9 protein-coding genes are annotated in these 13,750 nt (G+C 38.6%); 3 read left to right on the plus strand and 6 right to left on the minus strand.

Annotated features, from left to right (window positions below):
- Positions 1 to 365 precede the first annotated feature (365 nt).
- Together ACKWB9_RS04805 and ACKWB9_RS04810 are read right to left on the minus strand one after the other, a co-directional pair.
- Positions 366 to 1,544 carry a PQQ-dependent sugar dehydrogenase gene (locus tag ACKWB9_RS04805; RefSeq protein WP_414001862.1) on the minus strand — a complete coding sequence of 393 codons (1,179 nt, stop codon included), beginning with the start codon at positions 1,542 to 1,544 and terminating at the stop codon, positions 366 to 368.
- 451 nt (positions 1,545 to 1,995) lie between these two features.
- A complete protein-coding gene (locus ACKWB9_RS04810; RefSeq protein WP_414001863.1) occupies positions 1,996 to 3,549 on the minus strand; it encodes a DEAD/DEAH box helicase in 1,554 nt (517 codons plus the stop codon).
- A 118-nt stretch (positions 3,550 to 3,667) separates the two neighbouring features.
- Between ACKWB9_RS04810 and ACKWB9_RS04815 the strand changes: the two genes are divergently transcribed.
- The gene (locus ACKWB9_RS04815; RefSeq protein ID WP_414001864.1) at positions 3,668 to 4,246 is read left to right on the plus strand and encodes a pseudouridine synthase; all 579 of its coding nucleotides are present in this window, start codon (positions 3,668 to 3,670) and stop codon (positions 4,244 to 4,246) included.
- An 81-nt stretch (positions 4,247 to 4,327) separates the two neighbouring features.
- Here the strand turns inward: ACKWB9_RS04815 and ACKWB9_RS04820 are convergent, their stop codons facing one another.
- On the minus strand, positions 4,328 to 4,786 hold the full coding sequence (locus tag ACKWB9_RS04820) for a cold-shock protein (RefSeq protein WP_414001865.1): 459 nt from the start codon (positions 4,784 to 4,786) through the stop codon (positions 4,328 to 4,330).
- A gap of 274 nt (positions 4,787 to 5,060) precedes the next feature.
- On the opposite strand from ACKWB9_RS04820, the gene ACKWB9_RS04825 reads away from it, so the two are divergent.
- Positions 5,061 to 6,530, plus strand: coding sequence for a c-type cytochrome (locus tag ACKWB9_RS04825; RefSeq protein ID WP_414001866.1), 1,470 nt, complete (start codon positions 5,061 to 5,063; stop codon positions 6,528 to 6,530).
- Between the two features lie 245 nt (positions 6,531 to 6,775).
- Here the strand turns inward: ACKWB9_RS04825 and ACKWB9_RS04830 are convergent, their stop codons facing one another.
- From ACKWB9_RS04830 to ACKWB9_RS04840, 3 genes are all read right to left on the minus strand, one after another.
- Positions 6,776 to 8,074, minus strand: coding sequence for an HlyD family secretion protein (locus tag ACKWB9_RS04830; protein ID WP_414001867.1), 1,299 nt, complete (start codon positions 8,072 to 8,074; stop codon positions 6,776 to 6,778).
- The gene (locus ACKWB9_RS04835) at positions 8,067 to 10,277 is read right to left on the minus strand and encodes a peptidase domain-containing ABC transporter (protein ID WP_414001868.1); all 2,211 of its coding nucleotides are present in this window, start codon (positions 10,275 to 10,277) and stop codon (positions 8,067 to 8,069) included. Before ACKWB9_RS04835 ends, ACKWB9_RS04830 begins: the two co-directional genes overlap by 8 nt.
- A gap of 317 nt (positions 10,278 to 10,594) precedes the next feature.
- Positions 10,595 to 10,798 carry a hypothetical protein gene (locus ACKWB9_RS04840; protein WP_414001869.1) on the minus strand — a complete coding sequence of 68 codons (204 nt, stop codon included), beginning with the start codon at positions 10,796 to 10,798 and terminating at the stop codon, positions 10,595 to 10,597.
- Positions 10,799 to 11,635: 837 nt separating this feature from the next.
- Between ACKWB9_RS04840 and ACKWB9_RS04845 the strand changes: the two genes are divergently transcribed.
- Entirely contained in the window at positions 11,636 to 13,240 is a 1,605-nt protein-coding gene (locus ACKWB9_RS04845) for a thioredoxin domain-containing protein (protein WP_414001870.1), read from the plus strand.
- Positions 13,241 to 13,750 lie beyond the last annotated feature (510 nt).

A 13,750-nucleotide genomic window follows, 5' to 3' on the forward strand; every position in this document is an offset into this window, starting at 1 on the left:
CCAGTATTCTTTCGTAAATTTCATCAAAGTTGTGCATCTTAATTGTTTTGTCGTTATTACAATTTACTGCCATTGAGCAGTTTGCACAACTTTTTATATCTCAATCAAAATGCACAACGGGTTATTAAAGTTTATTATAGACAAACCTTAGAATTACTGAGGTTTTTATGTTATTTCACACACTTTTTCTTACAATAGTGCGTATTTATAGAAAATAAATAATCGATTGCTTTTTGAGAAGAAGTCTTTCAAAAAAAAAATCATAAAAATGTAGTGCAAAATGAGGCCGGCACCACATCATCTAAACAGTTTTTAAAATTGATATGCGATCAATCTAAGGTGCCCAAGGATATATATTTTCCCGTTTAAACGCCATTGTAAGAAACCCTGTAGATAGCATCCCCAAAATCATCGGATATGAGCATGGATCCATCTTTTAAGAACAACAAATCCACGGGTCTGCCAAATGCTTCTTGTGTTTCATCATCCAACCAACCCTCTATAAAGGTTTCATAGCCAATGGCCTTATTATTTTCCAATTTGACCAAGGTTATTCTATAACCTGATTTTTTGGAACGGTTCCAAGAACCGTGTTCCGCAATAAAGGCATGTCCCCTATATGCTTTGGGAAACATGGCCCCAGTAGCAAATTGAACCCCTAAGGGCGCTACATGTGCTCCTAACGTTTGTGCGGGAGCCGTAAAATCCGAACAAGGGTATTGGTCCCCGAATTCGGGATCTTTTACCGTACCGCCATGACAGAAAGGATAGCCAAAATGCTGTCCTGCCTCTGTAATACGGTTGAGTTCGCATGGCGGAATATCGTCCCCCAGCATATCACGCCCATTATCCGTAAACCACATTTCCCGAGTCTCAGGATGCCAGGTAAACCCAACGGTATTCCGAACGCCCCTAGCATAGATTTCCCGATTGCTTCCATCGGGATCCATTCTGGTGATACTGGCAAAACGCTCATCTACCACTGTGGAATCACAGATATTGCATGGAGCACCCACCGGCACATACAACTTCCCATCCGGGCCAAAGGCAATATATTTCCAGCCATGGTGAAATTTATCCGGATAATCATCATAGATAATCTCCGGTACGGGCAAACTATCCAGATTGGATTCGATATCCGCATATTTAAGTAGCCGATCTACCTCCGCCACATAAAGATCCCCGTTTCTATAGGCAATTCCATTAGGGACTTCCATAGTTGTATCCAACAAAATAGTCCGATCTGCCCTATAATCCCCATCCCGGTCCTGTATGGCATAGATCGTTTTGTCATTGCGGGTACCCACGAACAGCGTACCATCATCCCCCATGGCCATGGAACGTGCACCATCAATACTATCCGCATAGACTTCTATCTTGAACCCTTCCGGAAGTTTAAGTTGCTCTATGGGTAAAACCGATGCCCGTTCCCGGTATTCAATCTTAGTAGCGGTACTATTTTCTTTGTTGTCCTTACAGGAAAGCATGGACAGACAAAGCCCGAATAGTAAAATGGATGAGTGAAATATTGACCTTAATTTCATTGGACGATTTTAAGTGAATAATGAATTTGTACCTGAATGTAACCGATTACCAAGATTACAAATAATTTTTTAAGTTTTTATTAAAATAAAAGGTGCTGTACGAAATACTTTGAACGAGACTCTGGGCATTACCCCCTGCTCTAGGCAATAATATTCCTGTTTTCTATTTCCTCCTATAGCATTTGCTCCCTGCCTGACAGTAGTAGACAGATGTAATTTAAAAATACCTTCGGCAGGGGCAAAACCCCAGATTCATGCCCGGCCGGTAGGTGGGTTCGCTATAATCCAAAAAGTTTAAACGAGTTCAGTTCCTTCTATCCCCCCTTTTCGAGTTTATGCGAATACCGACGACCGTATGGTAAACCATGAATCATTGATAGGGGATCCTTTATAGTTTGAAAAATGATATGGGCAAGCCCATAGGAAATTTAAATGCCAAAAAAGAGTATTATCAATCCTCCGGTGGATACCCATGGATCTTTTCAAAGACCTCATCAAAATTTTCACGCAGATAGGCATTTAACTTCTTTTGGTAATCCAATTTTAACCAACTTAGAAAATTATGTGTGCTTTTACTAATGCATTTGGCATACATATGAATGCGATTGTCAATATCCTCTTTCAGCAATTTTGCCAATGCAATGGCATCATAGACATCTTCGCTATTTTCAATACAGATATAGGCGTGTTGCGCAATGGATTTTTCCAAGACGGTTTTAGAGGACTCACCGTTGAACGTAGCTTCTTCATAGGTTTCCTTTACATCAAAATACGTTTCATTGGACTTTGAAAATTCGGACTTGACCTCTTCGGACAGTTCATGCCTAAAAGTACTTTCAATACTTTCATCATCTTGAATACGATCAATGTAAAAATTAGGGGACCTAAAAATGGACTGCCAATCCAAATCGGCGCCCCATGGCCCAAAACGGTAGATATTATTGCCCAGATCCACTACCGTAAATTTGGATTTATTGTTCAAGACCCTAGAACCCCGGCCGATCATCTGGTAATACAGGGTCAATGATTTTGTCGCCCTATTGAGAATGATCGTATCTATGGTGGGCTCATCAAAACCCGTGGTCAAAATACTCACGGAAGTCAAAATGGCATTCGGCGTTTCCTTAAACCACTTTAATATTTGCAGCCGTTGTTTTTTGGTGGCGGTATTGTCTAAATGCATGATCGGCAGACCCGCCGCCCTAAATGTATGATATACCTGGATCGAGGTTTCGATACCATTATTGAAAATCAGGGTCTTTTTCTCCTGCGCATGTTTTTTATAAGCCTCCAATAACTTATTGAGCATGGCCGGGCTAGTATATAGGTCCGTAGAGGACTTAACGGTATAGTCCCCGTTGGAACCTATTTCCAATGAGGTAAGCCCCATATCATAATGATGATAATCTACCCGGGCCAGAAACTCGTTCTGTATTAAGTTTTCAATGGATTCCCCGGGAATAAGCTCATCATAATTATCTTTCATCGGTAAATCCTTATTGGAGCTTAAGGGCGTTGCCGTTACACCGAGGATGAACGACTTTTCGAAGAACTTGAACAATTTGGTAAATGAGTTATAATGAGCCTCATCCACAATAACGAGACCAACATCCGAAATGTCGAGTTTATCGTCATTAAGTCTATTGTTCAGTGTCTCTACCATGGCCACGAAACAACTATATTGTTCCTGATCGTCCAAATTGGCCTTGCTATCGACCACTTTGTTCACCACGCCAAAACTTGTCAACATCTTGGAAGTTTGGTTGCACAGTTCTATACGATGCGTCATAACAAGCACCTTTTTGTTATGGTTTTTTAAATATTGCCGGACGATTTCCGAAAAGATGACCGTTTTACCTCCCCCGGTAGGTAACTGATACAACAGGTGATAATCCTCTCGTTCATTATCGAATTTTTCAAAAATATTTTGGATGGCCCCCTGTTGGTAGTCGTATAATTCCTTATCGGTCTTTTTGTCCTGAAGTTCAAAAACGGTCTCTGTCATGATATCTTTTTTCAAAGCTGGCAAAGGTACGGCCTTCATTAAGTTCTACAGAATGAATTGGATAAAAAGAGTAACTTTCCGACCAATGAAACCGTATTGGTTCACTAGATTTTAAAAAATGGCACATTCCCATTTTAAATTGTACAAACCTTTTGGTATGCTGAGCCAATTGAGTTCAGGGGAAGAACGTCAGTTGCGCAAAAAAAGATTTTTGAGCGAATTGCATGATTTTCCCTCGGGAACAATGCCCATAGGCCGTTTGGATGAAAAATCGGAAGGTTTGTTATTGATGACAACAGATGGCAAATTATGTAACCATATCAATACCTCAGGTATTGAAAAAGAATATTGGGCACAATTGGACGGCGAGGTTACCAGTGAAGCCATTACACGGATCAAAAACGGTGTGGAGATAGGAGTATTCGGAAAAAGATATGTGACCAAACCTTGTCGGGCTTTCCGTTTAGGTACTATTCCAATACTTCCGGAACCCGATAGCCGCTTGCGTATAGATACACATAGAAATTCTACCTGGGTAAAAATTATATTGACCGAAGGGAAATTCAGACAGGTTAGAAAAATGACCGCTGCCGTAGGATTTCCAACCCTTAGATTAATACGTGTGCGGGTAGGGAATATTTATTTGAACCATATGGCCCCGGGTATCGTTCGGAAAATCGATTTAAAAATAGAATAGTCCAAAACTCGGATAGTATTTTCACAAAGTATATCTCTGGGATAATTTGACCTCTAACAACATATCCAGGGCAACCTAAGCTTATATTTTTTTCACCCTTACCGCGTTCATCCCTTTCATGCCTTTTTCCAGTTCAAAGGAAACCTTGTCATTTTCCGCAATTTCATCGATAAGGCCGCTTACATGAACAAAATATTTTTCCTGGTTTTCGGTATCTAAAATAAATCCAAACCCCTTGGAAGTATCAAAAAAGGAAACCTTACCATTTCTTATTGGATCAAACTCCTCTACTTCCCCTTCTTCCTTTTTAGGAATTCCCAATACAATATCTTCCGCTTCTATTTCCACTTTCATATCCGGGTCCGGTGGTGTATCTACCAAATGGCCATTATGGTCTACATAAGCAAATTGGATTCCCGTGGGACCATTCTCCTTGGCGGCAGCCTTTCTAGCGTCCTTCTTTTTTTGTTTTTCCTCTCTTTTTTTGAGGCGTTTTTTTTCTTTCTCGGTCTTATTAAAGGTCTGTTGTGATCTCGCCATTCGTATTTTAATGGGTTTTAAAGTGAACGTTTAGAAGAAAAGAAAATACAAAAATCATCAATTCAAACCATTATGATCATATCATGAAAAAACAATGGTTATAAGAAGCATAACAAAAAATCCCCTTCTTTAAACTAATACAAAGATAACGGATGTATTTTAATTTTGAGGCAGGATTTTATCAACGAACAGATAATGGGTCATTAATCGATCATAATAGCGTTCTATCTTATAGAATAAAGGCTTTCTTTTACTTTGCCTACTTTTATATGTTATGTTTTTCAAAGATGAAATGAAAGTTGGCTCTATTTGTTTTTCGCTGGTCGCATCCATGATCATTATTTCCTGTTCTAGCAATGATGTAAGGGAAGAGATTTTGGACATGGACAAGCCCGAAGTTATTGAAGAACCGGATCCAGTAATTATCAAGGTCACCAAAATACCGGGATCTATACAACGTTCCGGCGATGCAACTTCCGGAAAGGAGTATCTTTTTAATGGGGACTATATGAGCTCCGGGGTACCTTATGATGCATGGGTATTTGGCAATGGGCAGGATAATTCGAACCTTTTGGACAGAACGGGGGACAATGCCATAATTTCTTATGATAATACGGCCATTACCGCTCCGAATGGAGTTCGGATAGTTGCTCCCAATTGCTTAAACTGTCATTCGGCGAGCATAAATAATGAATATATTATCGGATTGGGCCAACATGATGGGGATTATACGAACAATAGGGCGGACAATGTTCCTTTATTGACCGCTGCCATTAATTCTATTTATGGTTCCGATAGTCCGGAAGCGGAAGCTTATGTACAATTTGCAAAGAGTATTACCGCCATAGGCCCAAAAACCATGACCTTGAGCAGAGGAGTCAATCCGGCCAATAAAATTACGGAGGTTTTGATTTCACATCGGGATAAGAACACTTTGGAATGGCAGGACGAACCGCTCATTGAGTTGTCCGATGAGGTTATACCGGCCGATGTACCGGCCTGGTGGCTTTTAAAAAAGAAAAATGCCATGTTCTATACGGCCATGGGGCGAATGGACTTTTGCAAATCGTTTATAGGATCCAGTTTATTGACTTTACAGGATTCGGATAAGGCCGAAGAGGTCGATGCCCATATGGAAGATGTTTTGGCATATATCTACGGTCTGGAAGCACCGGAATATCCCTATGAAATAAATGAAACCCTTGCCCAAGAGGGAAAAGTCCTTTTTGAAAATACCTGTACGGAATGTCATGGAACGTATGGAGGGAGTGATGGTACCTATCCTAATTTTTTAGTGGCCCTGGAAAGTATAGGAACAGATGCCGAACTTTCCGATCACTATAATACCCCTTCGGGATTAAACAGTTATTTTCTGGATTGGTTCAATAATGGCTGGTTCGGCACCTTTGACAACCCTTTGGAACTTATGCCCGAAGGCGGGTACATTGCGCCCCCATTGGACGGTATTTGGGCTACGGCACCTTATTTTCATAACGGTTCCGTTCCTACTGTTGCGGATGTCCTTAAAAGTAGCGAACGACCAAAATATTGGAAAAGGACTTTTGATAATACGGACTATGATCGGACCAAATTGGGATGGAACTATACCGTAGAAACGGGACAAGCGGATAAAAATACGTACAATACTACCTTGAAAGGCTATGGTAATGGTGGACATACCTTTGGCGATGTGCTAACGGATAATGAAAGAACGGCCTTATTGGAATATTTGAAAACATTATGATCTTTATATTATAGCGGTTGGTTTTGATCTTTCAAATTGCGATTCGGTTCTTAAAAAACGATTCGGTCATATCTGTATAAATTTCAGGGCCTCTCCTACCCTTTTTATCTAGTATCCCATCGATGATCGTATGCAAACCGTTGATTTGGATGAGCAGATGGGCAAGCTGTATCCAAACAACAAGAAAAAGAAGAAAAGTGCAATGAATATAACGGTAAGAGTTACTAGCCCTTTTGGTCAAAAAATTAATATTTAAAAATATCCTTGAATTTGTAGAACATTCGTTGTGCTATACTAAGATCCTCGGTAATAATTTCTGCATTGCCCAAAAGTTCTTGTTCGAAATCCAGCTTTTGACCGTAAGAGGTAATGGTCCCTTTGGGAAGATCTATATAGACGACATAGTTTCCCTGGACATCGGGTGAGATTGAAATATTGAGCACTTCTCCTATCAGCATACCATATTGTTGATAGGGATAATTATCCAGTTTTACCAATACCTTTTGACCTATGGTTACCTTGCCGGCATTTTGGGAAGAAATGGTCAATTTGCCCATTAAATCGGAGGTGTCCAACGGCAAAATGGAAAAGACTATATCTCCGGAAGAAACATATTGGTTAAGCCCCCAAACCTCTTGAAAACTGGCCACACCCTCAATGGATGAGGAAAGAACATAGGTATGCTCCCAATCCCGTATTGCCTTTTTAAGTGTATTGTATGTTTGGGACAAGTTTTTCAAAAACCGTGTATTGTCCTCATGTTCATTAATTCGTGTGCTTCTTAGGGCTTGGTCGGCAGATGAGATGGCCTCGCGCATTTGCGAAATGGAAATGGCCATGGTGCCTATGTTCTTTTGTATTTGTAATAGTTCTCCTTCTTTGTTCTCAAATTCTTGCTGCGAGATCACCCCCTTTTCGTATAGTTGTTTATGCCTATTGAAATCGGATTGCTTCAATCCAAATTCCTTTTCCAACAGTTCTTTTTGTTTGATTTGATTTACTAAGCGAAGTTTGATCTCATCCAATGAACGTTCGTTCCCCCTGAGCTGGTTAGAATAGGGGTCTAAATCCTTAAGCAAGAAATAGTCCACATAGCTCTTTTCAAAATTAATGTAAGCTGGTTCTATATCACCCAATGACAAATCGGAAGTTCTCTCGATAGGAAATACAAGATTTTCTGTAGTAAAGGCCAAAGAATCCATAATGCTTTTCAAAAAATATACATCATTAAAGTCGGCCGTATTTTCGATAATGGCCAACTGTTGTCGCAAATGCACCGTATCCCGGTTAACTATGTCCAAATATTGTAAACGGCCAGAATATCGCGCCACTACCTTTTCAGTGGGACTTTTGGTAGTCACCAATACTTTTGCACCTACAAAATCAGGATATTTGATGATAAAAGAGAGTGTCAACAAAATACAGGTGAATGCAAAAATTAGAGTAATACCCCAACGAACGATCCATGCAGGGGGATTGGTGAGAATTTCCTGTACCTCTTCCGATCGTAGATTGAGTCGATTTGTATTATTGTTCTCAGGCATTGACAGTATCCTTTAATTTTTCAAGTTCCAATTGGTTCTTCACCAAACTGTAATAGATTCCCTTTATTTGCAACAATTCTTTGTGAGTGCCATTTTCTTTTATGATTCCTTCGTCCATCACCAAAATCTGATCTGCATTTTTGACGGTACTTAACCTGTGTGCAATGATAATGGCCGTTTTCCCTTCGAACAGGGCGTTCAGATTTTCCATAATGGTGCGTTCGTTCTTGGCATCCAATGCCGAGGTGGCCTCATCAAAGAACAATAGTTTGGGTTGTTTGTATATGGCCCTGGCAATGTACAGACGTTGCTTTTGGCCTGTGCTCATACCTATTCCCTCGTTCCCAATTTTGGTATTGTATCCCAAAGGAAGTGATTGGATAAAATCATAGATATTGGCCATTCTTGATGCTGTTATGAGCCGTTCTTGATCTATGGTATCTTCACCTATCGCAATATTATGGGCTATTGTATCATTGAACACATAGCCTTCTTGCATCACAACCCCACAATTGCCCCTCCAAATTTTATGTGAAATCGTGTTCAAATGATGCTCTCCGTACATAATACTTCCTTTATTAGGCTCATAGAACTTGAGCAGTAATTTCATCAAAGTGGTCTTGCCACTTCCACTGGCACCAACTATGGCCGTGGTCCGATTCGCAGGAATATGTAAATTAAGGCCCTTGATCACATTTTCATCATTGCCGATATATCTGTATGACAAATCTTTTATGACAATATCTTTGTCAAATTTGATGTTGGATACATACTGTTTTTCCACATCCTCTTCATCTTCTTTATCATGTATTTCTCCCAAACGTTCCATACTGATCTTGGCGTCTTGTGCCGTTCGGATGAATCCCACCAATTGTATAATGGGTGTATTTAATTGACCAATAATATATTGGATGGACAGCATCATACCCAAAGTAAGGGAACCTTCAATGACCAAAACCGCAGAAGTAAAGGTGATAAATATGTTCTTGGCTTCATTGACAAAGGAGGAACCTACCTCTTGGGTCTGTTCCAAAGCGAGGTTCTTCATATTGACCTTGAACAGTCGGGCCTGTACAAATTCCCACCCCCATCTTTTTTGCTTTTCGGCATTGTGCATCTTGATTTCCTGCATTCCGCTAATGAGTTCAATGACCGTGCTTTGTTCTTGGCTCAATTGGGAAAAACGCTTATGATCCAAATCTTTCCGCTTTTTGAGAAAGAACAGTATCCAAATGACATAGACGATACTTCCAATAGCGAATATAAAAAAGATGGAAAGGTTATAATAAATCAATACAGCCCCAAATACAACAAGGTTGGTCAATGAAAAAAGGGTACTCAACGTACTTCCGGTAAGCAAGGTCTCTATTCTACTATGATCATTGATCCGTTGCATAATATCCCCGGTCATACGGGTGTCAAAAAATGATATGGGCAGATTCATGAGTTTAATGAAAAAATCAGAGACCAAAGAGATATTGATACGGGTACTCAAATGCAGCAATATCCAAGCCCTGAATACTTCTACACTGGTACGGCCAACAAATAACATGATTTGTGCCAACAAGATCAGATATATAAAATTAATGTCTTGGTTCTGTATGCCGACATCCACGATACTTTGTGTAAGAAAGGGAAAAATAAGCTGTAACAGACTGCCCACCAAAAGACCGATACACAATTGGAGTACCAATCCTTTATACTTGAAAAGATATTGATATAAAAAAAGAAATGATTTTTTATCCGTATTCTCCCATTTTTGTTGTTTGAACTTTGGGGTAATCTCCAATAGGAGTGCAATGCCTTCCTTGGTCTGTTCATCGGCATTATTCCCTATCCATCTCTGTATAAACTCTGCTTTGGTATAACTGATGAGTCCGTGGGCCGGATCCGATATATATACAACATCGTTCTTTATTTTGTATACGACAACAAAATGGTTCTTGTTCCAATGCACGATAATGGGCAAAGGTGCCTCTTTCAGTTTGTCATAATTTGTTTTAAAACCCAAAGATTTAAACCCGACGGCTTCAGCCGCTTCGCTTAATTTCAAAAGGTTACTTCCCTCTCTAGTGGTTTCGGAAAGTTCTCGAATTTCTTTTAGTGAGATTAATTTTCCATAGTGTTTGGCGATAATTCGTAAACAAGTAGGGCCACAGTCTTTGGAATCAGGTTGCTTGTAAAATGGAAAGTTTTTTTTCAAAAAAAAGATTTTAAGTGATTGGCCAAAATTCGTAAATCATATTCTTTTTAGAAAGAAAAACGAAATAGGGCAAGCCAAGGATAAATTATTGATGTTTCTTGCCTTACAACCCATTTTCTGTTCGACCTTGAATGGATAATGTACTTTTTTATATTATATAGCCTAGAAAAATTCTTTGACTGAAAACTGTATGTTCTGTTACGAGAAGGATCCCAAAAAATAATTTTGGGATCCTTGCTTAGACAAGCTTCATTTAATTTGTCTATTAAATGCAACCATTATAGCTAAGCTGTATCATATCTTTAAAAGATTTGACACTAATTACAACCTGCAAAGATATTGGCGCCAATTGACTGGCAATAAGCTTGTCCGGCACCCCCACTACAGCTTTCAATTTCGGTTTGAGTCCATTCACCACCCCATGGAAAATTTGCACCGCGAAAACAAAGAACTGTTGCTCCTCCTGTTACATTTTTTTGTTCGTTTTTAGACAATTCTCGTCCTAGATTAAATTTTTTCATTGTTAAATATATTATGTGATATTAAATTATCCTTGGACATTTATGGACACCCAAGGCTTATGTCCATTCTTCGCGAAAGAATATCGTTTTGAACCCAAAGAAACTTTAGGCATTTTTGTAATTATGATTGGTTTCTTCCAAGATTATCAATAGTTCAAATTGGCGACATATCTGAATACGCTTATAGTTTAACAAGATCAGGAACTCTTTGAAAATGTAAACAATACTCTGATTTATAGTAAATTAAAAATTTTACGTATAATCCTACAATATTAATAAGATTATTTAACAAGATGAAATCATTTTGTTATTTACATTACAAGTAATCCGCTCATATAATGAAAATCATATTAGAAAATGCCATACGCTTGAGGATATCGAAAATAAGTCGTTGATATTCTGAATTTTAAGTGAATAATTCTTCATCAAAAAACTTTGTCAAATCTATCAATAATTACAAGACGGCTTGGTGTCCTTAAGTTGCTTGAGTATAATCCCGTCCAGACCTTCATGGTCTATTTCCCAAATACCGAAATCTACCAAATTGTAACTTAGGGTTACTATAGGTATTGTATAACTTATCAACCAATAGGGTATTGGATATATCCCAATTCCAGTTTAAATCCAATAAAAGGTAACTCAATACCCATGGCATCCAATGGTATTCGGGAGAAAACCGACCTGCCTTAATGCCCAAAGGGTTTTATGGTTTTAGCCCTCCATTCTAAAAGATCATTCAATTTTAGTTTATTAAATAAATTCTTACAATAAATAATATATATATGTATTTTGCAATACTTATTTATCTTTCTTCATTTTTTAAATCAATTATAATCCATGGAACTTTACAATACCATCCATAATTTTTTAAAATTTTCAGGAATTAAAGTCAGTAAGCGTTATCTCAAGGAACGACTTGAATCACATTTAAATTATCCTTCGCTCAAAAGCATTACAGATACCTTGGACGATTTTAGAATTGAAAACCAGGCCATACAACTAGAAAACAAAGAACAATGGACAGCACTGGATTTTCCTTTTTTGGCCCATATGTTCACTCCCGAGGACGGGCAAGATTTTCGGGTAATCAAAAACAAACGTGATATGACGTCTAAAGAAGGGTTTTATAAAAAATGGACGGGCATTGTTTTACTGTTGGACGAAAATGGAAAGATAATCCATGAAGAGCACGATCGTTACTTCAAAAAGGAAAAACTTGAAAAGCTAGTTTTATGGGCAACCGTCTCTATATTGTCCATTGTCTTTGTTCTTCAGCAGGTTCTGCAATTTGAACTTGCCCTGTTCCTTCATTTTCTATTGTCTGTTGTCGGGCTTTTTATTTGCGGGGCAATTATAGCCTACAGCATGGGTACGACAACCGATATTTCAGATATGTTCTGTAAAGTCGGGGAATCTGGATGTAAAAAAGTGCTAGGTTCCAAACTAGGACATTTTGGTGGTGGTATCGGGCTAGGAGATGTGGCCGCCATTTTTTTTGGAAGTATGATCCTGTATCCTTTTCTAGCGGGAGGTCATGGGACTGTTGAAAAATTATCGTTGCTTTTAACCATACAATCATTGGCGGTCGTTTTTACCCTGGTCTCAATTTTTTACCAATGGCACCTAGGTTCATGGTGCAAACTATGCTTGGCCACAATTTTCATATTGTGGTTGCAAATGATCAATCTGATTATTCATTTTGATGTTCCATCGGTTTTGCCCGACATGATTTCCAACCTATCGCCGAAACACTTTTTGGTCTTTGGTACAGGCATATTGTTGGCATCGTTCTGGTTACCCGTAAAACCGTTGTTGGCCATAGCGAACCTATCTATCCACCAAAGTATACGGATAAGGAAATGGCGAGAGGATCCCAAATGGTTCGATGCACTTTTGCCACTGCACAAAAAAGTGGACGATTCCCTTTGGGAAAAAGAAATCTACTATGGTAATCCCAATGGAGTATTACAATTTCTAATTGTCAGTAATCCTTATTGTCCTTCTTGCGCTAAAGCACACCATGAGTTGCACAAGATTTTGGACAAACATCCCGAAGATATTGGAGTGCGGATTCGGTTCACCATGGAAAGTTTTGATGTGACAAAAAAAGAGTATGTGGTCATTTCTAAAATATTGAACGTCTACGAAGAGCTAGTCTGGAAAAATGGTCATAATCAAGATAATCCAATCGTAAAAAATATAATTACAGATTGGTTCACGGATCCTGATATTGATCAATGGCAACGCAAATACGATCATTCGATGAACTTTAGGTCAGAGGTGGATGAACTTATCAAAAAGTCAATTCAATGGAGTCAAAATATGTTTGTTTCGCAGACTCCTGCCTTTTTTATAAACGGATACGAAATGCCCGAACCACACACCTTTAAGGATGTTTTTGTTTTTGTATCAGATTATATTGATATTTTGAATAACAAATGAAATGGGATTGATTTCATAAAATGGCTGTTTCAGATGTGCTGTTGGGAGGAACGTTTTCGATGAAAAGGAAGGTGAACAGGTATTGACCTTCCCTGCACACATACATTTGAAAAAAGTGTGGAGTTCCTTGTACCCTTTATTGAAAAATCTTCCAATAGCCTTTCTAGCTGCTTGATATTAAAAATTTAAAAAACAATCCTTTATATAAATAATTGATTATAAATGAATTAAAAAAAATAATTCTTAAATAGTGTTAAAAATAGTACCTTATATTGCATAGTACTGTAACAAAATCATCACTCCATCGTCTCTTAGATATAAACAACGTATAAAAATTCATTAATCAATAAAAAAACGAATATCATGAGAACTTTTATCAGACAGACACCCACGGAATCCAGAAGACATTCTTTCTTTTCCAATTTTAGGAACAGTAAAAGGGTACAATGGGCAGAGGTACGGAACCACACCCATTAATCCGGAACTCGTTTAAAATTCATCGATCATCAT

Origin of the sequence: Maribacter spongiae, from assembly GCF_047345125.1 — a bacterium.
Classification (GTDB): domain Bacteria; phylum Bacteroidota; class Bacteroidia; order Flavobacteriales; family Flavobacteriaceae; genus Maribacter.

Coding starts and splice junctions, on each gene's coding strand:
- ACKWB9_RS04805 (WP_414001862.1), bottom strand. CDS start 1,544: ATGAAATTAAGGTCAATATTTCACTCATCCATTTTACTATTCGGGCTT.
- ACKWB9_RS04810 (WP_414001863.1), bottom strand. CDS start 3,549: ATGACAGAGACCGTTTTTGAACTTCAGGACAAAAAGACCGATAAGGAA.
- ACKWB9_RS04815 (WP_414001864.1), top strand. CDS start 3,668: ATGGCACATTCCCATTTTAAATTGTACAAACCTTTTGGTATGCTGAGC.
- ACKWB9_RS04820 (WP_414001865.1), bottom strand. CDS start 4,786: ATGGCGAGATCACAACAGACCTTTAATAAGACCGAGAAAGAAAAAAAA.
- ACKWB9_RS04825 (WP_414001866.1), top strand. CDS start 5,061: ATGTTTTTCAAAGATGAAATGAAAGTTGGCTCTATTTGTTTTTCGCTG.
- ACKWB9_RS04830 (WP_414001867.1), bottom strand. CDS start 8,074: ATGCCTGAGAACAATAATACAAATCGACTCAATCTACGATCGGAAGAG.
- ACKWB9_RS04840 (WP_414001869.1), bottom strand. CDS start 10,798: ATGAAAAAATTTAATCTAGGACGAGAATTGTCTAAAAACGAACAAAAA.
- ACKWB9_RS04845 (WP_414001870.1), top strand. CDS start 11,636: ATGGAACTTTACAATACCATCCATAATTTTTTAAAATTTTCAGGAATT.